The following is a 20,606-nucleotide window of genomic DNA, read 5'->3' as shown; positions in this document are numbered from 1 at the left end:
CTGTTGCGGTTTTACATCAACTTGCGGCGTCGTGTCACGCGTATATCGAGATCGGTGATCTTTTTGCGGAGCGTATTCCGGTTGATTCCCAACAGGTCGGCGCATTTCGCCTGGTTGCCCCCGGTGGCATCCAGCGCGATCTCGATCAGCGGCGCCTCGACTTCGCGGACGATGCGCGCGTGCAACCCCGGCGGTGGCAGCATCTGCCCGTGCAGGTCGAAATAGCGCCGCAGGTGGCGCGCCACGCTTTCTCCCAGCTTCTCGGCCGATCCGCCACGCAGGACGGGGCCGGTCTCGGGCTGGTTGCCCAGCACGACCTCGACCTCGGCACGGGTGATCTCGTCCGAGCGGCTGGTCAGGCTGAGCCTGCGGATCGCGTTCTCGAGCTGGCGGACATTGCCCGGCCACGAGTAGACGCGGAACAGTTCGGCCGCCTCCTTGCCCAGCCACCGTTTGGGCGCGCCCTCGCGCTCGGCGCGCGCCAGGAAATGATCGCACAGCAGGGCGATGTCCTCGACCCGTTCGCGCAAACCCGGAACCGTGATCTGCGCGCCCGACAGGCGGTAGAACAGGTCCTGGCGCACCTTGTCGCCGTTGGTCAGCGCGGCTTCGCCCTCCTGCGACGTCGCCATGAATCGCGGGCTGTGGTCGCCGGGGCTGTCCATCATGCGAACGATGCGGGCCTGCACCTCGTCGCTTACATCGGCGATCTCGTCGATCAGCAGCGTACCGCTCTTGACCCGCGCCAGCACGCGCGCCGGACCCTCGAGGTCGGACAGGTCCGCGCCGGTCACCGTCACGAAGGGCAGCGTGCGCCGGTCGGAAAAGTCGTGGATGGCCTTCGCGATCAGGCTCTTTCCGGTGCCGCTCTCGCCGGTGATGAGCACCGGCAGATCGGTATTCATCACCCGCGCCACGAGGCGATACAGCGCCTGCATCGCGGGCGTCCGACCGACCAAAGGCAGTTCCTCGGGTTCGTCCGCGCCGACCACGGGATCGTCCCGGCGGGGCACCCTGTTGCGGTTCTCCAGCGCCTTCGCGGTGCGCTTCATCAGGTCGGGCAGGTCGAAAGGCTTGGGCAGATAATCGTAGGCCTCGGCCTCGGCCGCCTGGATCGCGGTCATGATGGTGTTCTGCGCGCTGATCACGATGACCGGCAGGTCGGGCCGGTCATGCCGGATCTTCGGCAGCATCTCGAGCCCGTTTCCGTCGGGCATCATCACGTCGCTGATCACCACGTCGCCCTTGCCCTCGCCCACCCAACGCATGAGCGTGGTCAACGACGAGGTCGCGTGCACCTTGCAGCCCGCGCGGGTCAGCGCCTGGGTCAGGACCGTCCGGATCGTGCGGTCGTCATCGGCGACCAGGACCGTGCCATCCATCAACTCTTCTCCTTCTTGGCGCGCGGCTGCGCGGCGGCGTGCTGCGCCGGCGCGCCGGGGGCGCGCGGCAGGGACATGCGGAACACGGTGCGCCCGGGCACGCTGTCGACCGAGATCCAGCCGCCGTGGTCGGACAGAATCTTGCTGACCAGCGCGAGGCCGAGGCCCGTGCCGTTCTCGCGGCCCGACACGAACGGGTCGAAGATGTCGCCGCGGATGTCGTCGGGCAGGCCCGGGCCGTCGTCGATGATCTCGATCTGCAGCGGCAGCGACTGGCCCGAGCCGTCGGCGCGCCGCAGCCGGAAGCTGTGCTCGTAGAAGCTGTGCAGCCGGATCGTACCGCCGGTCTTCGGATCGGCCGCCTGGCTGGCGTTCTTCAGCAGGTTCAGCACCACCTGCAGCAACTGGTCGGGATCGCCCAGTGCCAGCGGCAGCGAGGGGTCGTAATCCTCGATGATCCTCATGTGTGCGCCGAAGCCGAGCGCCGCAGAGCGGCGCGCGCGGTCCAGCACGTCGTGCAGGTTCACCGGCTGCAGCTCGGGCGGCGACAGGTTGCCGAACTGCTCGACCTGCTCCAGCAGCTTCACGATGCGGCGAGTCTCGGCCACGATCAGGTCGGTCAGCTCGAGGTCGTCCTTCGACAGGTTCATCGACAGCAGTTGCGCGGCCCCGGCGATTCCCGCGAGCGGGTTCTTGATCTCGTGCGCCAGCATCTCGGCCATGCCGATCGCGGATTTCGCGGCCGATTTGACGGAATTGCTTTGCGTCATGCGGCCCGCCAGTTCACGCGGGCTGATCAGCATCACCATCCAGCCGGGACGCCCCTGCAGCGGCGCGATCTGCAGGTTGCAGATCACCGGCGCGCGGCTGCCGGTGCCGACGTCGACGTCGTTGACGAACAGCGGCGTGCCATGTTCGCGCGCCCGCGACAGGCTTTCCTCCAGCGGCGCGTCGACGGCCAGACGGTCCCAGATGGGCTGGCCGCGCAGCCACTTGGCCGAGTTGTTGAGGAACCCTTCGGCAGCGGGGTTCAACTCGCCGATGCACTCGTTCTCGTCTATCAGAACGGCGGGAACCGGCAGCGACGACCAGATCATCAGGTCTGGCTCGCCGCTCATGCTGCAAGCCTTTCCGGCCCGTCAATCGGGGGACGGTCAAGGGCATCTGACAGCAGGCTTCGCACGGCGTCCGGAGCGGGAGCGGTGAGAATGCATCTGCGTAGATCCGACGGCGTGGCGACGCGGTCCATGTACCAGCCCAGATGCTTTCGCGCGACGCGGGTGCCGAGTGCCGTCCCGTAGAAGGACAGCATCACCTCGTGGTGGTCAGCCACAAGCCGCACGAAATCGGGCCCTTCCGGCACGATCGGCGCGCTGCCGCCATAGAGTTCCGCCGCGACCTGCGCCAGCCGCCAGGGGGCGCCCTGCGCGCCGCGGCCAATCATCACGCCCGCGGCGCCCGACAGGTCCAGCGCCGTTCGCGCGCTGGCAGGGCTGGTGATGTCACCGTTGGCGACGACAGGAATCGTGACCGCATCGCGCACGGCCCGAATCGCGGCCCAGTCGGCCTCGCCCTTGTAGAACTGGCAGCGCGTGCGTCCGTGGATCACGACCATGCGCACGCCGGCGCCTTCGGCCATTCGCGCAAGGTCCGGGGCGTTTCGCGCATCGTCGTCCCAGCCCAGCCGGGTCTTCAGCGTCACCGGCAGGTCGACCGCGCCGGCCACGGCCTCGATCAGGCGCAGGGCGTGATCCGGCGTGCGCATCAGAGCGCTGCCGGAGTAGCCGCCGGTCACCTTCTTCGCCGGGCAACCCATGTTGATGTCGATCACCCGCGCACCCATGTCGGCCACCATGCGCGCGGCCTCGGCCATCGGCTCGGGCTCGCGTCCCGCGATCTGGACCGACGTGTTCTCGATTGCGGCGCCAAGTTCGGCCTTCTCACGCGTGCCGGGGCGGGCGGTCAGAAATTCGCCGCTGGCGATCATCTCGGACACAACCAGCCCGGCGCCAAAGCGGCTGACCAGCGTGCGGAACGGCAGGTCGGTAATGCCGGCAAGCGGTGCCAGCAAGACCGGCGAAGCGATATGTCTGTCCCCGAGATCGAAGCCCACGCGCCCGTTCCTTGTGCATCCGACTTTCAGCTAACCCCGCTCTGGCGAGGGTTCAATCGTCGTGGCGGTGGCAGGCGCCTTCAAATCCGGCAATGGCTGTTTTTTGGGCATTCATTCTCTGCGGATTGCGCAACCACGCGGCAGCCCCTAACACCCACCGCACAGGAGCCGCCATGGATCAAGCCATCGTCATCGTCGCCGCCGGGCGCGGGCAACGCGCCGGAGGACCGCGTCCCAAGCAGTGGCGCGAGGTTGCGGGCAAGCCCGTCGCGCGGTGGACTCTCGAGGCCTTTGCGCAGCGCGGGCGCCTGGTGATGGTGATCCATCCCGACGACCGCGCCGTTGCCGAACAGGTCTGCGCCGGGCTGGACGTGGCGCTGGTCAACGGGGCCGCAAGCCGGACCGGGTCGGTACGCGCGGGGCTCGAGTCGCTGGCGGAAGCGGCTCCGGAAACCGTTTTGATCCACGACGTCGCCCGCCCCTGCACGCCGCCTACGGTCATCGATGCGGTCGAACGGGCCCTGCGCGACGCGCCGGCCGCGGCACCTGCCCTTCCGGTGACCGATGCGCTTTGGACCGGCACAGGTGGCAAGGTCACCGGAACCCGCGACCGCGTCGGACTCTTTCGCGCGCAGACGCCGCAGGGCTTCCGCTTCGGCTCGATCCTTGCCGCGCACCGAGCCCATGCGGGCGACGCCGCCGACGACGTTGCCGTGGCGCGCGCCGCGGGCCTCGACGTCGCAATCGTTCCAGGCGACGAACGCAACCTGAAGATCACCGGGCCGGAGGATTTCCCCCGCGCCGCCCGCCTGCTGGAGACGCGCATGGATGTGAGACTGGGCAATGGCTACGACGTGCACCGCTTCGGGCCGGGCGACCGCGTGATCCTTTGCGGTGTCGAGGTGCCGCACGACCGGGGGCTGCTGGGGCATTCCGATGCCGATGTAGGCATGCACGCCGTCACCGACGCCTTGTACGGCGCGCTGGCCGAAGGCGATATCGGGCGCCACTTTCCGCCTTCTGACCCGCAGTGGAAGGGCGCGGACAGCGCGATCTTCCTGCGTCACGCCAGCGAACTTGCCAACGCGCGTGGCTTCGTTATCTCGAACGTGGATGTCACGCTGGTCTGCGAGAGGCCGAAGATCGGCCCGCATGCGGAGAAGATGATGCGAAGAATGTCCGAAATCATGCGCATTGCGCCCCACCGCGTGTCGATCAAGGCCACCACGTCCGAGCAGCTTGGCTTTACCGGACGCGAGGAAGGCATTGCCGCGCTGGCCACTGCAAGCCTGGTGAAGCCATGAAGTGGGTGGCATCCGTTCTCGGCATCGGCTTTCTGAAGCCGGGTCCAGGCACCTGGGGTTCGGCGGCGGCGCTGCCGCTGGCCTGGGCCATTCACCAGGTTGGCGGCTTCTGGCTTTTGCTGGGCGTCACGGTCTTCGTGTTCCTGATAGGCTACGTCGTGGTGAAGCGACTGACCGTTGGCCAGGAACACTACGACCCGGGCTGGATCGTCATCGATGAGGTTGCCGGCCAGTGGGTGGCGCTTTTCCCCGTGAGCTACGGCGCGATGCTGGCGAGCGTCGACGTGCTTCGGCTATGGCCCGGCTGGATCGTCGCTTTCGTGCTGTTCCGGCTGTTCGACATCCGCAAGCCCTGGCTGGTCGGGCGGACAGACCGCATGGGTGGCCCATGGGGCGTGATGCTGGATGACATCGTCGCCGGCGTGTTCGCCGCGATCTGCGTGTTCGTGCTTGGCGCGCTGTTCCACGTGGTGCTGGTTTGACCCGTGCCGTGGTCCCGCAGATCCTAAAAGCCGCCACAGGCCGCGGCTGGACGATCACCACGGCAGAAAGCTGCACCGGCGGGATGGTCGCCGCAGCGCTGACCGACGTGAGCGGTGCGTCGGAGATGTTCCAGCGCGGTTTCGTCACTTACTCAAACGCCGCGAAATCCGACATGCTGGGGGTTCGGCCGGCTACGCTGGAAACCTATGGCGCAGTGTCCGAGCCGGTCGTGCACGAGATGGCCGAAGGCGCCCGCAGGGCCGCCGGGGCTGACATCGCGGTGGCGATCAGCGGCATCGCCGGACCGGGCGGCAGCGACACGAAACCCGAAGGCCGCGTCTGCTATGCGATTGCCACCGCCGCCGGCGTCAGCACGCAGACGATCGATCACGGCGCGCTTGGCCGCGATGCCGTGCGCCGCGCGGCGCGGGATTACGCGCTGGACATGATCCTCGCCGTACTGCGCTGACGCGCATCCTGACGGGGATCACGCGAGATGATCGACGGACGCCGCTTCCTCGGGAATGAGCGTCACCAATCCGGCGAAGCGGTAATTGTTCGCCACCGCCTCGGGCAGCCCCGCAGTGCCGGCGCGCTCGTCGGCGCGTTCGTCGTGCTCCGTTCCGCCGTCATCGAGCGCGGCGGCGGACGCATCGTCATCCCGATCATCCTCCATGTCACCGAACGCAGGGTCGGGCACTGACGGGGGCGGCAACTGGGAAAAATCGCTGAACTCGGACACGGACCACACACGCGAAACAGGGCTTCGAAAACATCGTCATGTTCGTCGCGGAAAAAGGCGCCTTCTGGGCACCCGCACCGGGAAGTAAACGCGATTTTAAGAAAGTGCCGGCGGGATCACTGCCCGTAGAGCGCCTGGGCACGCCGCTCGAACGCCCGCACGATCCGCTGCATCGCCTCGTAGAAGAACATGCCGGCGGCGCCTTGAAGGATGCGGTTGCGGAACTCGAAGTCCACGAAGAACGCCACCTCGCAGCCGCCGTCCACGTCGGTGAACTTCCATTTCGATTCCATGTGACGGAACGGGCCGTCGAGATACTCGGTATCGATGCGCCGCTCGTCCGGCCACAGCACCACCTTCGAGCCGAAGCGTTCGCGGAAAACCTTGAAGCTGATGACCAGATCGGCGTGGAGCACCGTGTGATCGCCGCGGTCTTCGCGCGAGTTGATCCGCGCCGCCGCAGTCCAGGGCAGGAACGCCGGATAGCTCTCGACATCGGCGACAAGGTCGTACATCTGCGCGGCGGTATAGGGCAGCGTGCGGGTTTCCGAGTGGGTCGGCATGTCGCCTCTTTGCGTTCGTGACTCCGCTGCGGCATGTCGTATGCTGCGCGCCAAATTGCAAGGGATCCGAACAGGTGCAGCGTCCATATGTCGTAGACGAGATGATCTCGGCCAAGTCCATCGCGGCCCGGATCGAGACATTGTGCCGCGAGATACAAGCCGAATTCGGGGGCACCGAGAAGCTTGTCGTGGTCGGCCTGCTGCGCGGGTCGTTCATCTTCATCGCCGATCTGGTGCGCGAACTGGACCTTCCGGTCGAGGTCGATTTCCTCGAAGCGTCCTCCTATGGCAACAGCATGAAATCGAGCCGAGAGGTACGCATCCTGAAGGACCTGCGATCGGGAATCGAGGGGCGCGACGTGCTGGTGGTGGAAGACATCGTCGATACCGGACACACGCTGCACCACGTCACCGCCTTGCTGCGCAGCCGCAACCCGGTGCGACTGAAGTCGATCGCGCTGCTGGACAAGCCGACGCGTCGCGAGGTCGATTTCCGCGCCGACTGGATCGGCTTCGAGATCCCTGATGAATTCGTAGTCGGCTACGGAATCGATTACGCGCAACGCAACCGCAACCTGCCCTACATTGGCAAGGTCCGCTTCGTCGACGATGTCACGGCGACGTGAACCCCAATCCTCGGCAAATTTTGTATCTTTGCACCGACATGGCAGGACATTTTTCTTCGCTATCGTCCGAAACAAACGGAACTTTGGGACAGGAGCTTTTTCATGAAGACCATCATCGCTGCGCTCAGCGTGGCCGGAGCATTGGCCGTGACGGCGACCGCGTCTTTCGCGCAGGACGTGCCCGACGCCGTGAAGGCGCGCCAGGGCCAGTTCCGCATCATGGCGATCAACTTGGGAATTCTGGGCGACATGGCGCGCGGCAAGGCCGAGTACGACGCCGAAGCGGCGCAGAATGCGGCGGACACGCTAGTCGCGATCTCGGGCGTGCACCAGCCGACGCTTTGGCCCGAAGGGACCGACACCATGTCGATCGACGGCACTCGGGCCGAGCCCGCGCTCTGGGACAACCTGGACGAGGTCCTGTCGAAATGGTCGGATTTCGGTGAGGCGGCAGCCCAGCTTCAGACCGTCGCGGCCGATGGACAGGAGGCGATCGGTCCTGCCATTGGGCGGGTCGGCGACGCCTGCAAGGCCTGCCACGACGAATACCGCGCCCCCGAGTGAGGCTTTGGCTTACGCTCCTGCCGGTCGCGATTGCCGCGACCGGCATCGCCTGGTGGCTGACCGCCCCCGCCACCGTGGACGCGTCGCAGATCGTCGCACTCGATGGGGACGCCACCCAAGGCGAAGCGGTGTTCCACGCCTCCGGCTGTGCGTCATGCCATCATGCAGAGAACGCCGAGAATGACACGGTCTTGTCCGGTGGACAGGGTTTCGCCTCGGGGTTCGGCACCTTCTACGCGCCGAATATCTCGCCCCATCCCGAGGCCGGGATCGGAGACTGGAGCGTCGCCGATTTCGCCGGCGCCGTACGGTTGGGCGTGTCACCGGACGGCGCTCATCTCTACCCCGCCTTCCCGTACGCCGCCTATGGCCGGATGACCGACCAGGATCTGGTGGACCTTTGGGCCTTCATGCAGACCCTGCCGCCCGACGAGACGGTGAACCGGCCGCACGAGGTCGGGTTTCCCTTCAACATCCGCGCCGGCCTCGGCGTCTGGAAGGTGCTATACGCCGATCGCGGTTGGGTGCTCGACGTGCCCCCCGAACTGGAGCGCGGTCGCTACCTGGTCGAGGCGCTGGGCCATTGCGGCGAATGCCACACTCCGCGAAACGCCTTAGGTGCGCTCGACCGCTCCGCCTGGATGCAAGGTGCTCCCAATCCGTCCGGCAGCGGTCGGATTCCCGCGCTGACGCCGAATTCGCTGACATGGTCGGTTGAAGACATCGCCTATTACCTCGAAACCGGCTTCACGCCCGATTATGACAGCGTCGGCGGCCATATGGCCGAAGTGGTCGAGAACTTCTCAAAACTGCCGGCCGAAGATCGCCAAGCCGTCGCCGCCTACATCAAGGCGCTGCCTGCCCCCTAGGCGCCCAGCCGTGCCTCGCGCGCCGCGCGCAGGCGGGCGAAATCGTCTCCCGCGTGGTAGCTCGACCGCGTCAGCGGCGTCGCCGACACCATCAGAAAGCCCTTGCCCCAAGCCGATTTCTCGTAGCCCGCGAATTCCTCGGGCGTCACGAAGCGGCGGACGGCGTGGTGCTTGGGCGTCGGTTGCAGATACTGGCCGATGGTCAGGAAATCGACGTCGGCCGCGCGCATGTCGTCCATCACCTGAAGCACCTGCGCCCGCTCTTCGCCGAGGCCTACCATGATGCCGGACTTGGTGAAGATCGACGGATCGCGCTCCTTCACGCGTTGCAGCAGGCGCAGGGAATGGAAATACCGCGCCCCGGGCCGGACCGACGGGTAAAGCCCCGGCACGGTTTCGAGGTTGTGGTTGAAGACGTCCGGCTTCGCCGCCAGCACGATGTCCAGCACGGACGGATCGCATTTCAGGAAATCCGGCGTCAGGATCTCGATTGTGGTGCCGGGCGAGCGGTGCCGCACCGCGCGGATCGTCTGGGCGAAATGCTCGGCCCCGCCATCCTCGAGGTCGTCGCGGTCGACCGAGGTGATCACCACGTGGTTCAGTCCCAGCTTTTGCACCGCGTCGGCGACGCGACCGGGTTCGAACACGTCCAGCGCGTCGGGCCGGCCGGTGGCCACGTTGCAGAAGGTGCAGCCACGGGTGCAGATCTCGCCCATGATCATCATGGTGGCATGGCCCTGGTTCCAGCATTCGCCGGCATTCGGGCAACCTGCCTCTTCGCAGACCGTGACCAGCTTGTGCTCGCGCATGATGCGCCGGGTCTGGTTGTAGCCCTCGCCGCCCGGCGCCTTGACGCGGATCCAGTCCGGCTTTTTCGGCTGGGCATTGTCCGACCGATGGGCCTTTTCAGGATGGCGCTGGTTCGGAAGCTTCAGATCTCGCACGTCGCGTTCCCCCTGGAACAATGGATCCATTCCTGGGGGATATGCAATCCCTTGCGGCTTTTCCAGCCTTGCAAACGAGGAAAGCGATGTATGCCGGCATTCAAATCGCTTCCGACGCGCGGTAGATCACCGTGATTTCAATCAGTTGATGCGACGTCTGCCGGCCTGAACAGTCAACCGCACAACGCAGCCATGCGCCGTGCGGATGGCTGCGTTCGTCTATCAGCCGATCAGATCGCCCCCGTGGCGCCTGGCCTCGTCGTAGTGCAGACGCAAGCGCTGCAATGCGATCCGCAGTACGATCTTGCCGGACCGAGCCGACCAGCCCAGCCGCTTTTCCGTCGTCTCGAGGCCTTCCAGATAACAGCAGCAGCGAAGCGCGACATCGCCTAGGCCCGGCCCCAGGTCGCGCAGCGCCGCGGCCAGTCGCGCATGCGCCGCCTCGGCGCCACGCGCGGGTTGCGCGCCGGCATCAGGCGCGGCCCCCGTTACGAACTGGTCCCAGTTCTGCACGCTGCGCTGGCCCATCTGCGCCAGCTCGAAATCCTCGCGCAACCGTTCGCCGGCAGCGACCAACGCTTCGGGCAGGAAAGCTTCGCCGCCCTTGTCGCGTCGCCGGGAAAGTGCCGTCAGTGGACTTTCGGCCAGCATGTAGCGTCCTTTGCGCGCGCGCGGGTCGCGGTCGATCTCGTCCAGAGCGGCCTCGGCCTCGGCGCCTGTCTCGAATCCCGCCTGCGCCTCCGAAAAGCCGCGCAAGCGGTTTTCCTGGTCGGCGACCAATTGGCTGAGCGCCGCACGCCCCGCCGGCGTGACCCTGTACCGCGAGATGCGGCCGGGATTGTCGCACGCGATCCAGTCTTTCAGCGCCATCGCCTGCGCCACGGCAGAATCGACCACCGCGGTACGGGTGTTGCCGCCCTCCCCTGTGTCGCGCACGACGACCGCCTTGTCCATTTCGGCTGCAACGGCCAGAACCGCGCCGCTTTCGCAAAGCCGGCGCAGGACGCGACGCGCTTCGCGCGCCAACGTCGATTCATCGGGAGTGTCGAGAAGATTGTACATGGCCGTCATGGCGTCATGTTCCTTGGCTGGTTCAGAGGCTACCGTGGCGCCGCGCCTCGCGCCCAGTCGGCGCAGCGCTGCATCCACAAGCGGATCGTCGCGGCGCGTCTCGATCCGACGCACCTGGCGCAATACGGTCGACGCGTGGCAGCCCGCCTCCCGTGCCAGCTCGCGTATCGGACGACCATTCTCCGTATGCGCGATATAGACGCGCGCCGCCTGTGGTACCCAGCCCGGAAGTCTTCCCGTCCCTCCTTTTGCATTAACCTCGATCATTTCACGTTTCCCCAGGATTCTGGCCGTTTGTGCACAGAGTTATCCACAAACGCCGAGTCGCAACCTAAACGTGTGCCCGTTACTTGAACGTTAATTCACGGACGCAAGTACAAGACTTGGCTTACTTTAATAAACACCGATGAATTCGGCGCACGGTGCTGGATGCGGCTGCGCAACGCCCATCACGCGTGTGTCAGAGTGGCTGACAGAATCGCAAAACAAGAGGCGCCGCCATGAAAGACATCCTGAGCCTGGTTTCCGATCTTCGCAGGCCGCGCCTGCTGATCCGTGCCGCCCGCATCGGCGCGCAGGAATACCAGCGCGACCCGCACCTGCACCGCATCCTCGGATACGGCAACCTGCCCCGCCCGGGCGAGGCGCTGATGCGCTTGCTGTCGATCGAAGGCGATCTGGACGAGATGCGTCACGGCGGAGACGCCGGCTATTCGGTCAGCCGCCACGTCGAGGTGCTGAGCGCGATGATGGGAGAAGCGCGGCTGCTACGGACGGCACCCCGCCCGACCTCATGAGCGCGGCTGCCCCGCCGCCGGTCAGCTGAACGCGTCGGGCGCGGCGTCCTTCTTGCGCGCGACGTAATCGTTCAGCGCTCCGTGGATGGCCGGATCTAGCTCCGGCTGGCGGTATTGTTCCAGCAGCTTGCGCACCCGGGCGTTGGCCAAGGTCAGCGTATCGCGCATGCCGTCCTCGGCCCAAGCCTCGAAGGGCTTGTAGTCCAGCAGATCGGACCGCCAGAAGGCGGTCTTGAAATGCGCCTGCGTATGCGCGCATCCGAGGTAGTGACCGCCAGGCCCGACCTCGCGCACGGCGTCCAGAGCCATGCTTTCCTCGGTCACCTCGACGCCTTGCGCCAGCTTGTGCAGCGCCCCGAGCTGGTCCGCATCCATCACGAACTTCTCGAAGCTCGAAACCAAGCCACCTTCCAGCCAGCCACAGGCGTGCAGCATGAAGTTGACGCCGGACAGCAGCCCCATGTTGAGGCTGTTCGACGTCTCGTAGGCGGCCTGCGCGTCGGGCAGCTTCGAGCCGGTGAAAGCCCCGGCCGAGCGGTACGGAAGCCCCAGCCGCCGTGCCAGCTGGCCCGCGCCGTAGGTGATCTGCGCGGCCTCGGGCGTCCCGAAGGTGGGCGCACCGGAATTCATGTCGATGGACGTCACGAAGGCGCCGAAGATGACCGGCGCGCCCGGCCGGATCAGCTGCGAATAGGCGATGCCGGCCATGACCTCGGCCAGTACCTGCGTCAGAGTACCCGCGACTGAGACAGGCGCCATCGCGCCGCCGACGATGAAGGGCGAGACGATGCACGCCTGGTTCGCCGCCGCGTATACTTCGAGCGCGCCCATCATGGTGTCGTCGAACGTCAGGGGCGAGTTGATGTTGATCAACGAGGTCATCACCGTGTTCTCGGCCACGAAGTCGCGGCCGAACAGGATCTCGCACATCTCGACGCTGTCGCGGGCGCGCGACGGCTCGGTCACCGAACCCATGAACGGCTTGTCCGACAGGGTCATATGCGCCAGCAGCATGTCCAGGTGGCGCTTGTTCACCGGGATGTCGGTCGGCTCGCACACGGTGCCGCCGGAATGGTGCAGCCACTTGGACATGTAGCCCAGGCGCACGAAATTGCGAAAATCCTCGATCGTGGCGTAGCGCCGCCCGCCGTTCATGTCGTGCACGAAAGGCGGGCCGTAGACCGGCGCCAGCACCAGCGAGCGGCCGCCGATCTCGACGCTGCGCTCGCGGTTGCGGGCGGCCTGGGTGAACCGCGACGGCGCAGTCGCCATCAACTGGCGTGCAAGGCCCCGTGGCATGCGCACGCGCTCTCCGCTGACATCGGCGCCGGCGTCGCGCCAACGCTGAAGCGCTGCGGGATTGTTCACGAAGTTGACGCCGATCTCATGCAGGATCGTCTCGGCGCCATTTTCTATTAGGCTCAGCGCCTCGTCGTTCAGGATTTCCAGATCGGGGATGTTGCGCTCGATGTAGCGGGCGGTCTCGACCGACACGGCGGTGCGTTCGGCGCGCCGTGCGGCGCCGCCCCCGGTGCCGCGCGAACGCCTGCGTACGGTTGCCGCGTCTGCCATTCCGTCATCTCCGTCTTCGCGAACGCCCGATGCGCCCGTTCCGACCCTTCTACAGCGCACGACAGGAGGGCCATCTTCGTTTTCCGGCACCTGCGTGGCAAAACCGACATCGCCATCACGGGCCGCTCAGACCCCGTTGCCATTTTCCGACACGCTGCCTACAGGAAGGCATGACCGACACGCGCCACGACACCCTTCTGATCATCGACTTCGGCAGCCAGGTAACGCAGCTTATCGCGCGCCGCCTGCGCGAGCTGAACGTCTTCTCGCAGATCATGCCTTATCAGGCCGTCACGATGGCCGAGATCGAGCGCATCGCTCCAAAAGCGATCATCTTCTCGGGCGGCCCCGACAGCGTGACGCGTGACGGCAGCCCCCGCGCACCCGATGGCGTGTTCGACTACGGCGTGCCGATACTGGGCATCTGCTACGGTCAGCAGGTGATGATGACGCAGTTGGGCGGCCGCGTGGTTTCGGGCGAAGGCACGTCCGAGTTCGGTCGAGCCTGGGTCACGCCAGCGGCCGAGTTGGACCTTCTGGAAGGCTGGTTCTCCGACGGCCCCGAGCAGGTGTGGATGAGCCACGGCGACCACGTCGCCGAACTGGCGCCGGGCTTTTCCGTCTACGGCACCTCGCCGGGCGCACCCTTCGCGATCACCGCGGACGCCGCGCGCCACTTCTACGCGGTACAATTCCACCCCGAGGTGCACCACACCCCCCGCGGCGCCAGATTGTACGAAAACTTCGTACGCCTCGCCGGGTTCAAGGGCGACTGGACGATGGCCAGCTATCGCGACGAGGCGATTGCCAACATCCGCGAGACGGTGGGCGACGCCAAGGTCATCTGCGGCCTGTCAGGCGGGGTCGACAGTTCCGTCGCGGCCGTCCTGATCCACGAGGCGATCGGCGACCAGCTGACCTGCGTCTTCGTCGATCACGGCCTGCTGCGCCTGAACGAGGCCGAGGAAGTCACCCGGATGTTCGGCGATCACTACAATATCCCGCTGATCCACGCGGATGAGTCGGAGTTGTTCCTTGGCGCGCTCGAGGGCGTCTCCGATCCCGAGGAAAAGCGCAAGACGATCGGACGGCTGTTCATCGACGTGTTCCAGAAACACGCCGACACAATCGAGGGCGCACAGTTCCTGGCGCAGGGGACATTGTACCCGGACGTGATCGAAAGCGTATCGTTCTCGGGCGGCCCGAGCGTGACGATCAAGTCGCACCACAACGTGGGCGGCCTGCCCGAGAAGATGGGCCTGAAGCTGGTCGAGCCGTTGCGCGCTCTGTTCAAGGACGAGGTCCGCGCGCTGGGGCACGAGCTTGGCCTGCCCGACAGCTTCATCGGCCGTCACCCCTTCCCCGGCCCCGGCCTTGCCATCCGATGCCCCGGAGAGATCACGCGCGAGAAGCTCGAGATCCTGCGCAAGGCGGACGCGGTGTACATCGACCAGATCCGCAAGCACGGGCTCTACGACGAGATCTGGCAGGCCTTCGTAGCGATCCTGCCGGTCCGCACCGTCGGCGTCATGGGCGACGGCCGGACGTACGACTTTGCCTGCGCCCTGCGCGCGGTCACCAGCGTCGACGGCATGACCGCCGACTACTACCAGTTCAGCCACGATTTCCTGGGCGAGACCGCGACGCGGATCATCAACGAGGTCAGGGGCATCAATCGCGTGACCTACGACATCACCAGCAAACCTCCGGGCACCATCGAGTGGGAGTGAGGCCGCGGTTCCCGGTGCCTCGGCTGTCTTGAGCTGCCTGCGCGGCTGGCTCATCATTATCATGCGGATTATGGGTTTGCCTCGAGCAGGTCGCTGTGAAAGACGACTCGCAAAGAGACGAGAGGCGATAGCCGCATGAGCGATGCACTGACCAAGGCCCTGTCCGAGCGTGACTGGCTGCTGGCCGACGGCGCGACCGGAACGAACCTGTTCAACATGGGCTTGCAATCCGGCGACGCGCCCGAGTTCTGGAACGAGACAGAGCCGGACAAGATCCGGGCCTTGTACCGGGGCGCCGTCGACGCCGGCTCGGATCTGTTCCTGACGAACTCCTTCGGCGCCAACGCCTCCCGACTGAAGCTGCACGACGCCGGGCATCGCGCGCACGAATTGTCACGACTGGCCGCCGAGATCGGCCGCGAGATCGCGGATAGCGCAGGGCGCACCCTGATCGTCGCGGGCTCGGTCGGGCCGACCGGCGAGATCATGGGCGCGGCCGGAACGCTGAAGCACGACACCGCGGTGCAGATGTTTGAGGAAACGGCGGCCGGGCTCAAGGCGGGCGGTGCGGACGTGCTTTGGGTCGAGACGATCTCGGCTCCCGAAGAATTCAAGGCCGCGGCCGAGGCCTTCGCCAACGTCGGCATGCCCTGGTGCGGAACGATGAGCTTCGACACGGCCGGGCGCACGATGATGGGCCTGACTTCGTCGGGTATGGTCGAGATGGTCGATTCCCTGCCCAATCCGCCTATCGCTTTCGGCGCGAACTGCGGCGTCGGCGCGTCGGACTTGTTGCGCACCGTGCTGGGCTTCGCGGCGCAGGGGGCCGAGCGGCCGATCATTGCCAAGGGCAATGCGGGCATTCCGCGCTTCGAGGACGGGCATATCCATTACGACGGCACGCCCGACCTGATGGCCGAATACGCCCGCCTCGCCCGCGATGCCGGCGCGCGCATCATCGGCGGGTGCTGCGGCACGATGCCCGAACACCTGCGTTCCATGCGGATCGCACTGGAAAGCCACACGCCCCGCGCCCGCCCGACGCTGGATCACATCGCCGAGGTTCTGGGCGGATATTCGTCGCCCAACGACGGAACCGGCGACGACGACGGCAGCGTGCCGCGGCGTGTGCGGCGCGGGCGGCGGCGGGTCTGACCCGCGTTCGCCAATGTCAGAACAGCGACATCTGATCACCTGCGCGGAGCGGTGGCGCGAACAGGTCGCACCGCAGAGGCGCCGTGGCGCGATTCATGGCAAGCGCCCGCACCGCGCGATCGAAGCGCTGCTTGATGATCTCTGCATAGGCGCCCTCGCCCCGCATGCGCCTGTGCCATTGAGGCGAATAATCCTGTCCGCCGTGCATGGCGCGCAGGTGCCCCATGATCCGTGCGGCACGATCGGGATAATGCTCGGCCAGCCAGTCCTGCCAAAGCTGCGAGACTTCGAGCGGCAGGCGCAACATGATCAAGCTTGCGGCTTCGGCGCCGGCCTCGCGGCCGGCGTCCAGGATGCGCTCGACCTCGGGGTCGGTAAGACCGGGCACGACGGGCGAGATCATCACCCGCACCGGAATGCCGGCGGCCGTCAAGGCGCGGATCGTCGCCAGACGCCGCTCGGGCCGCGGCGCGCGCGGCTCCATCCGGCGAGACAGGCCGGCGTCCAGCGTAGTGATCGAAATGCCGACCCGCGCCAGTCCGTGCCGCGCCATCTCGGCCAGAATGTCGACGTCACGCTCGACCAGCGCGCCCTTGGTGGTGACGGCGACCGGGTGCCGGAAATCGCGCAGAACCTCGAGGCAGGCGCGCATGATGCCGTGGTCGCGCTCGATCGGTTGGTAAGGATCTGTGTTCGTACCGATCGCGATGGGCGCCGCGCGGTAGCCCGGCCGGCGCAGTTCCGCCTCGAGCACGGCGGGCGCGTCGGGGCGGGCGATCAGCCGGGTCTCGAAATCCAGACCTGGCGACAGGCCCAGCCATGCGTGCGTGGGCCGCGCGAAGCAGTAAATGCACCCATGCTCGCACCCTCGATAGGGATTGAGTGTCCGGTCGAAGGGCAGGTCCGGGGACCGGATGTAATTGATGACCGAGCGCGGGCGCTCCAACGATACCTCGGTGCGCACGGGCAGCGCTTCCTCGGGGATATCCCAGCCATCGGGTTCGGCGACCGGGCACAGACGTTCGAAGCGTCCGGTAAGGCGCGTGGTGGCGCCTCGTCCCTTGCGACGGGCCGGATCGATCTGCTGCGGATCGACGGGCCTGACCCGCTCCGGGTCGCCGGGAGTGACGGTGGTTGCCATGCCGGAAGGATGGAACACAATGAGAACATTTGCAATGCGGCGAATTTCGGGAACTCTGACGTCGGTCCGGCAACCGCGTATGTCGCAATTTGCCAAGTGAGCGGTGCGTGAAACGCACAACTGTCCCAGTCAGCGCAGGCGCGCGTCGCGCGTGACCCGAAAGGAAGCATCGAATGGCCGAAGAAGACGACCTGATCCTCTCAGAACTCGACGACGACGAGCTTGTCCAGCAGATGTTCGACGATCTCTACGACGGGCTCAAGCCCGAGATCGAGGAGGCCGTGAACATCCTGCTCGAACGCGGATGGGAGCCTTACGATATCCTGACGAAGGCGCTGGTCGGGGGCATGACCATCGTCGGCAACGACTTCCGCGACGGAATCCTTTTCGTTCCCGAGGTTCTGCTGGCGGCAAACGCCATGAAGGGCGGAATGGCCATCCTCAAGCCGCTGCTGGTCGAAACCGGCGCGCCGAAGATGGGCAAGATGGTGATTGGCACGGTCAAGGGCGACATCCACGACATCGGCAAGAATCTTGTCTCGATGATGATGGAGGGAGCGGGCTTCGAAGTGGTCGACTTGGGCATCAACAATCCGGTCGAGAACTACATAGACACCGCGAAGGCCGAAGAGGCAGACATCGTCGGCATGTCGGCGCTTCTGACCACAACGATGCCGTACATGAAGGTCGTGATCGATACGATGATCGAGCAGGGCATTCGCGACGATTATATTGTTCTGGTCGGCGGAGCGCCGCTGAACGAGGAATTCGGTAAAGCCATCGGTGCGGACGCCTATTGTCGCGATGCCGCTGTGGCGGTGGAAACCGCGAAGCTTCTTGTCGCGCGCAAGCACAACAGGATGAGCGCCGGGTAACCGGCAGCCATCGGCGACGACGGGCGCCGACGCACGGCATTGTGTCGGTCCGCTGAGACAGTCAGGCCGCTGCACCTTTTTCTTTACCCGAAACTGACCCATATTGAGAGCGGAAGGAGGGTCGCATGCCTGTCACATCAATCGCGCTTCTGATCCTTGCCGCGCTCGTCGCGGTTGCCCTGACGATCTGGGCCCTGTCCACTTGGGGCGTCGCGGCGGTCGTCGCGGTGCTGCTATGCTTGGCTTTGGCAGCCCGTTGGGCGATGGCGCCCGTCGGGCATGACGACAGCCATCCCTGATCCGGACCGCGCAGACGTCGTGACCCCTGACGCGGATGGCGTGAGTCCACTCGAGGGCGGCGGCCGCGTCCTGCTGGTCGCCTGCGGTGCCTTGGCGCACGAGATCCTGCACCTGAAGCGCATCAATGGGTGGGATCATCTCGATCTCGCGTGCCTTCCTGCCATCCTGCACAATCGCCCGGACCGTATCCCTGACGCCGTGCACGCCGTGGTGACAAGGAACAGCTCCGAATACGACAGGGTTTGCGTCGTCTACGCGGATTGCGGCACAGGCGGTGCGCTACAGCGGCTGTGCGACAGGCTGGGCGTCGAGATGATACGGGCCCCGCATTGTTACGCGTTTTTTGAAGGAGTCGACAGCTTCATCGAACGCGACGAAATGACAGCCTTCTACCTCACCGATTTCCTCGTTCGCCAGTTCGATGCCTTCGTCTGGCGCCCGCTTGGGCTGGACCGTCATCCGGAGTTGCATGATGCCTATTTCGGGCATTACGAGGCGCTCGTCTACCTCGCCCAGAGCGAGGATCCCGCTCTCACGCAGCAGGCAGCGGACCACGCGCAACGTCTCGGCCTGCGGTTCGAGCGACGAAAGACCGGCTATGGTGAGCTCGCGACTACGCTGGAACAGTGGGCGTCGCAGGACTAGTCACCGCGCCGTTTGCGCTTCCTGAAGCACCACCGAAACCGGCACGAGTGCCACGGATTGTGCCCGATCCTGCAACCCCCAGAGGACCAGCGCAGAAATTGTATCGGCACGCAACCGTCCCAGCATGACCACGGCCCCCTCTTGCCGGGCGCGAAACGCGCCTTGGTCCAGAAAGCGCCGGATCACCCGGGCATCCTGCCCTTCGCTGTCGAAATCGCGAAACAAGGTCGCCGACGGCACTCCGTCGCGTGTGGCAATCTGCTGCGCGGTGTTTAGCCCGTTCGGTACCGCGATCAAGCCATGCCCGCTCGCCGACAGGAAGCTCGCAACCTGTTGCGCCACCTCGGAGCCGCCTTGCAGGCCACCGCCGGGTGCCTCTAGGACCGCGACGGCCTGCGGCACGGCGTCGAGAGCCCCGGCCAAGCTTACCTCCACATCCCGGGGTGACGCGTCGGCTGGCAATGCGGCGATCGTCAGAACCTCATAGCCGAGCTTGCGATACTCCTGCGCCGCCTGCGCTGCATCTGGGTGCGACGGATCGATGGCGAAGCTGACAGGGAAAGGAAAGGCCTGCAACGCGTCGGGACCCAGCGGTCCGCGTCCGTCGTCGATCAGCACCACCGCCAGTCGTGGCAGATCGTCGGCGACATCGACATCCGCGGCATAATCTTGCAGAGGCGATTCATCGTCGCTTGTGGCGGCTTCGGCTGGTTTCACATCGATCCCGAAAAGCCGCGATTCCGCTGTCGACCCATCCCGGTCGGCCAGCACCTTGGCCGGCTCGCCGATCGTCGGCCTGTCATCCGCCGGTGGCGAGACGGTTTCGCCCTCGGCGAGTTGGGGCGGCACCGCGGTGTCGTCCCGCAGTTCAGTCGCGGCATCTTCGTTCGATGGTTCCTGCCGCAAGGGTTCCGCCTGCTCCGTCAATGGGCTTCCGACCGCGGGAAGCGGTGGCGACGGCGGCTGGGCGGGAGCCGTGTCCGGCTCGACCGTCATGAAACCGGGGACCTCTGCCTGAGCGCGGGGCATCTCGGGTCCGTCATCCGTCGCCACGCTCGTCGGTGGTGCCAGTGATGCGTCTGCCGGGGCTTTCGGCAATATCGAGGGAGCGGTATCGGCCCGCGGCATGGCCGGCGGCCGCGTCTCGGTCGCTGCATCCCGATTGCCCAGGTCAGGTGCGGAGAGCGCAGCGTTCGGCGGGGCCAGCGGCCCGACTCTGGTATCCGCTGGCGGTTTGCGCCCCGGCCGGTCGGGATCGCGGCGCGAGGCCCGCGCAGTTTCGTTCTCGCCGCTGCCCTCTAATCCGGAGGCATCGTCGCTGGAAGCGCCGCCACCCGCAGCCGCCCCTCCAGAGGGCGCGGGCGTATCGCCGGCATCGGGGCCATCGGCCGGGCGACGCTCGGCCTGCGGCGCGATCCGGGCAGGTTCGGGATTTGTGGCATCGTCCTGCGCGACAGATTGCACGAATCCGTCAGCGTCGCTCTCTGGAAGCCGGAGCATTGCGTGCTCCGGCATGCCCACCGCCAGCGACACCGCGCCCGCCGCCAGCACTGCGGTTGCCCCTCCACCAATCAAGCCTGCGATGACTCCGCGTGCCATTCTGCCCCCGTATCGATGGCCTGCATTTGCGTCATGGCCGAATTGTACCACATTGGCGCCAGCCAGCCGCCGGGGCACGTTCAGCGTCCGAGGCCCCGGCCTTGACGTGTCTGCGCCCGCCTGCGCATGTA

22 protein-coding genes are annotated in these 20,606 nt (G+C 66.2%); 12 read left to right on the top strand and 10 right to left on the bottom strand.

The genetic code is table 11. The features are described 5' to 3' along the window. Nucleotides 1–11: 11 nt before the first annotated feature. Genes BLW27_RS03495 through dusB form a run of 3 tightly spaced genes read right to left on the bottom strand, consistent with a single transcriptional unit; the run spans nt 12 to nt 3,495 of the window. Nucleotides 12–1,382: a response regulator gene (locus BLW27_RS03495; RefSeq protein WP_089879294.1), complete on the bottom strand. Its 1,371-nt coding sequence runs from the start codon at nt 1,380–1,382 to the stop codon at nt 12–14. Next, nucleotides 1,382–2,500, bottom strand: a complete 1,119-nt coding sequence (locus BLW27_RS03490) for a two-component system sensor histidine kinase NtrB (protein ID WP_089879291.1) — start codon at nt 2,498–2,500, stop codon at nt 1,382–1,384. Before BLW27_RS03490 ends, BLW27_RS03495 begins: the two co-directional genes overlap by 1 nt. Then, entirely contained in the window at nt 2,497–3,495 is a 999-nt protein-coding gene (gene dusB, locus BLW27_RS03485; protein WP_089879288.1) for a tRNA dihydrouridine synthase DusB, read from the bottom strand. Before dusB ends, BLW27_RS03490 begins: the two co-directional genes overlap by 4 nt. A gap of 173 nt (nt 3,496–3,668) precedes the next feature. On the opposite strand from dusB, the gene BLW27_RS03480 reads away from it, so the two are divergent. Genes BLW27_RS03480 through BLW27_RS03470 form a run of 3 tightly spaced genes read left to right on the top strand, consistent with a single transcriptional unit; the run spans nt 3,669 to nt 5,751 of the window. After that, nucleotides 3,669–4,799, top strand: a complete 1,131-nt coding sequence (locus BLW27_RS03480) for a bifunctional 2-C-methyl-D-erythritol 4-phosphate cytidylyltransferase/2-C-methyl-D-erythritol 2,4-cyclodiphosphate synthase (RefSeq protein ID WP_089879286.1) — start codon at nt 3,669–3,671, stop codon at nt 4,797–4,799. Next, entirely contained in the window at nt 4,796–5,281 is a 486-nt protein-coding gene (locus tag BLW27_RS03475) for a phosphatidylglycerophosphatase A family protein (RefSeq protein ID WP_089879283.1), read from the top strand. Before BLW27_RS03480 ends, BLW27_RS03475 begins: the two co-directional genes overlap by 4 nt. An 8-nt stretch (nt 5,282–5,289) precedes the next feature. Then, complete coding sequence (locus BLW27_RS03470) at nt 5,290–5,751, top strand: CinA family protein (RefSeq protein ID WP_089879740.1); 462 nt, start codon at nt 5,290–5,292, stop codon at nt 5,749–5,751. Between the two features lie 18 nt (nt 5,752–5,769). On the opposite strand, the gene BLW27_RS03465 is transcribed toward BLW27_RS03470, so the two are convergent. Further along, nucleotides 5,770–6,024: a hypothetical protein gene (locus BLW27_RS03465; RefSeq protein ID WP_143042199.1), complete on the bottom strand. Its 255-nt coding sequence runs from the start codon at nt 6,022–6,024 to the stop codon at nt 5,770–5,772. Nucleotides 6,025–6,140: 116 nt separating this feature from the next. Then, nucleotides 6,141–6,587: a type II toxin-antitoxin system RatA family toxin gene (locus BLW27_RS03460; protein ID WP_089879277.1), complete on the bottom strand. Its 447-nt coding sequence runs from the start codon at nt 6,585–6,587 to the stop codon at nt 6,141–6,143. 101 nt (nt 6,588–6,688) lie between these two features. On the opposite strand from BLW27_RS03460, the gene hpt reads away from it, so the two are divergent. From hpt to BLW27_RS03445, 3 genes are all read left to right on the top strand, one after another. Next, nucleotides 6,689–7,213 (top strand): hypoxanthine phosphoribosyltransferase, encoded by a 525-nt coding sequence (gene hpt, locus BLW27_RS03455; protein ID WP_089879275.1) that lies wholly within the window; start codon nt 6,689–6,691, stop codon nt 7,211–7,213. A gap of 102 nt (nt 7,214–7,315) precedes the next feature. Then, complete coding sequence (locus BLW27_RS03450) at nt 7,316–7,777, top strand: c-type cytochrome (protein WP_089879272.1); 462 nt, start codon at nt 7,316–7,318, stop codon at nt 7,775–7,777. Continuing rightward, on the top strand, nt 7,774–8,646 hold the full coding sequence (locus tag BLW27_RS03445; RefSeq protein WP_089879269.1) for a cytochrome c: 873 nt from the start codon (nt 7,774–7,776) through the stop codon (nt 8,644–8,646). Before BLW27_RS03450 ends, BLW27_RS03445 begins: the two co-directional genes overlap by 4 nt. Here the strand turns inward: BLW27_RS03445 and lipA are convergent. Further along, nucleotides 8,643–9,590, bottom strand: a complete 948-nt coding sequence (gene lipA / locus BLW27_RS03440) for a lipoyl synthase (protein WP_245710758.1) — start codon at nt 9,588–9,590, stop codon at nt 8,643–8,645. The two genes, BLW27_RS03445 and lipA, sit on opposite strands and share 4 nt — an antisense overlap. A gap of 222 nt (nt 9,591–9,812) precedes the next feature. Beyond that, entirely contained in the window at nt 9,813–10,661 is an 849-nt protein-coding gene (locus BLW27_RS03435; RefSeq protein WP_342708036.1) for a DUF6456 domain-containing protein, read from the bottom strand. A 500-nt stretch (nt 10,662–11,161) separates the two neighbouring features. On the opposite strand from BLW27_RS03435, the gene BLW27_RS03430 reads away from it, so the two are divergent. Continuing rightward, nucleotides 11,162–11,458, top strand: a complete 297-nt coding sequence (locus tag BLW27_RS03430) for a DUF6477 family protein (RefSeq protein WP_089879260.1) — start codon at nt 11,162–11,164, stop codon at nt 11,456–11,458. A 21-nt stretch (nt 11,459–11,479) separates the two neighbouring features. Here BLW27_RS03430 and BLW27_RS03425 read toward each other — a convergent pair whose 3' ends face one another. Beyond that, nucleotides 11,480–13,030 (bottom strand): trimethylamine methyltransferase family protein, encoded by a 1,551-nt coding sequence (locus BLW27_RS03425; protein ID WP_089879258.1) that lies wholly within the window; start codon nt 13,028–13,030, stop codon nt 11,480–11,482. Nucleotides 13,031–13,200: 170 nt separating this feature from the next. Between BLW27_RS03425 and guaA the strand changes: the two genes are divergently transcribed. After that, nucleotides 13,201–14,760, top strand: a complete 1,560-nt coding sequence (gene guaA, locus BLW27_RS03420; protein ID WP_089879256.1) for a glutamine-hydrolyzing GMP synthase — start codon at nt 13,201–13,203, stop codon at nt 14,758–14,760. Between the two features lie 135 nt (nt 14,761–14,895). Next, nucleotides 14,896–15,915 (top strand): betaine--homocysteine S-methyltransferase, encoded by a 1,020-nt coding sequence (bmt, locus tag BLW27_RS03415; protein WP_089879253.1) that lies wholly within the window; start codon nt 14,896–14,898, stop codon nt 15,913–15,915. 16 nt (nt 15,916–15,931) lie between these two features. Here bmt and BLW27_RS03410 read toward each other — a convergent pair whose 3' ends face one another. Beyond that, entirely contained in the window at nt 15,932–17,056 is a 1,125-nt protein-coding gene (locus BLW27_RS03410) for a PA0069 family radical SAM protein (RefSeq protein ID WP_177177809.1), read from the bottom strand. Between the two features lie 173 nt (nt 17,057–17,229). Between BLW27_RS03410 and BLW27_RS03405 the strand changes: the two genes are divergently transcribed. The 3 genes from BLW27_RS03405 to BLW27_RS03400 all read left to right on the top strand — a co-directional run bounded on the left by BLW27_RS03405 (nt 17,230) and on the right by BLW27_RS03400 (nt 18,876). Further along, nucleotides 17,230–17,931 (top strand): corrinoid protein, encoded by a 702-nt coding sequence (locus BLW27_RS03405; RefSeq protein WP_089879250.1) that lies wholly within the window; start codon nt 17,230–17,232, stop codon nt 17,929–17,931. Nucleotides 17,932–18,056: 125 nt separating this feature from the next. Beyond that, complete coding sequence (locus BLW27_RS21115) at nt 18,057–18,230, top strand: hypothetical protein (RefSeq protein ID WP_177177808.1); 174 nt, start codon at nt 18,057–18,059, stop codon at nt 18,228–18,230. Continuing rightward, nucleotides 18,211–18,876: a DUF1638 domain-containing protein gene (locus BLW27_RS03400; protein WP_089879248.1), complete on the top strand. Its 666-nt coding sequence runs from the start codon at nt 18,211–18,213 to the stop codon at nt 18,874–18,876. Before BLW27_RS21115 ends, BLW27_RS03400 begins: the two co-directional genes overlap by 20 nt. On the opposite strand, the gene BLW27_RS03395 is transcribed toward BLW27_RS03400, so the two are convergent. Further along, nucleotides 18,877–20,475 (bottom strand): divergent polysaccharide deacetylase family protein, encoded by a 1,599-nt coding sequence (locus tag BLW27_RS03395; RefSeq protein WP_089879246.1) that lies wholly within the window; start codon nt 20,473–20,475, stop codon nt 18,877–18,879. Nucleotides 20,476–20,606 lie beyond the last annotated feature (131 nt).

Source organism: Citreimonas salinaria, from assembly GCF_900107235.1.
In the GTDB taxonomy this organism is placed as follows: Bacteria; Pseudomonadota; Alphaproteobacteria; order Rhodobacterales; family Rhodobacteraceae; genus Citreimonas; species Citreimonas salinaria.
Note: the sequence above shows the minus strand (reverse complement) of the source record. Positions and strands in the feature narration are given on the sequence as shown.

Bases quoted from the DNA above. Each gene is read 5' to 3' on its own strand.
- BLW27_RS03495 (WP_089879294.1), bottom strand. From the start codon at position 1,382: ATGGATGGCACGGTCCTGGTCGCCGATGACGACCGCACGATCCGGACG.
- BLW27_RS03490 (WP_089879291.1), bottom strand. From the start codon at position 2,500: ATGAGCGGCGAGCCAGACCTGATGATCTGGTCGTCGCTGCCGGTTCCC.
- BLW27_RS03480 (WP_089879286.1), top strand. From the start codon at position 3,669: ATGGATCAAGCCATCGTCATCGTCGCCGCCGGGCGCGGGCAACGCGCC.
- BLW27_RS03475 (WP_089879283.1), top strand. From the start codon at position 4,796: ATGAAGTGGGTGGCATCCGTTCTCGGCATCGGCTTTCTGAAGCCGGGT.
- BLW27_RS03460 (WP_089879277.1), bottom strand. From the start codon at position 6,587: ATGCCGACCCACTCGGAAACCCGCACGCTGCCCTATACCGCCGCGCAG.
- hpt (WP_089879275.1), top strand. From the start codon at position 6,689: ATGATCTCGGCCAAGTCCATCGCGGCCCGGATCGAGACATTGTGCCGC.
- BLW27_RS03450 (WP_089879272.1), top strand. From the start codon at position 7,316: ATGAAGACCATCATCGCTGCGCTCAGCGTGGCCGGAGCATTGGCCGTG.
- BLW27_RS03435 (WP_342708036.1), bottom strand. From the start codon at position 10,661: ATGACGGCCATGTACAATCTTCTCGACACTCCCGATGAATCGACGTTG.
- BLW27_RS03430 (WP_089879260.1), top strand. From the start codon at position 11,162: ATGAAAGACATCCTGAGCCTGGTTTCCGATCTTCGCAGGCCGCGCCTG.
- BLW27_RS03425 (WP_089879258.1), bottom strand. From the start codon at position 13,030: ATGGCAGACGCGGCAACCGTACGCAGGCGTTCGCGCGGCACCGGGGGC.
- guaA (WP_089879256.1), top strand. From the start codon at position 13,201: ATGACCGACACGCGCCACGACACCCTTCTGATCATCGACTTCGGCAGC.
- bmt (WP_089879253.1), top strand. From the start codon at position 14,896: ATGAGCGATGCACTGACCAAGGCCCTGTCCGAGCGTGACTGGCTGCTG.
- BLW27_RS03410 (WP_177177809.1), bottom strand. From the start codon at position 17,056: ATGGCAACCACCGTCACTCCCGGCGACCCGGAGCGGGTCAGGCCCGTC.
- BLW27_RS03405 (WP_089879250.1), top strand. From the start codon at position 17,230: ATGGCCGAAGAAGACGACCTGATCCTCTCAGAACTCGACGACGACGAG.
- BLW27_RS21115 (WP_177177808.1), top strand. From the start codon at position 18,057: ATGCCTGTCACATCAATCGCGCTTCTGATCCTTGCCGCGCTCGTCGCG.
- BLW27_RS03400 (WP_089879248.1), top strand. From the start codon at position 18,211: ATGACGACAGCCATCCCTGATCCGGACCGCGCAGACGTCGTGACCCCT.
- BLW27_RS03395 (WP_089879246.1), bottom strand. From the start codon at position 20,475: ATGGCACGCGGAGTCATCGCAGGCTTGATTGGTGGAGGGGCAACCGCA.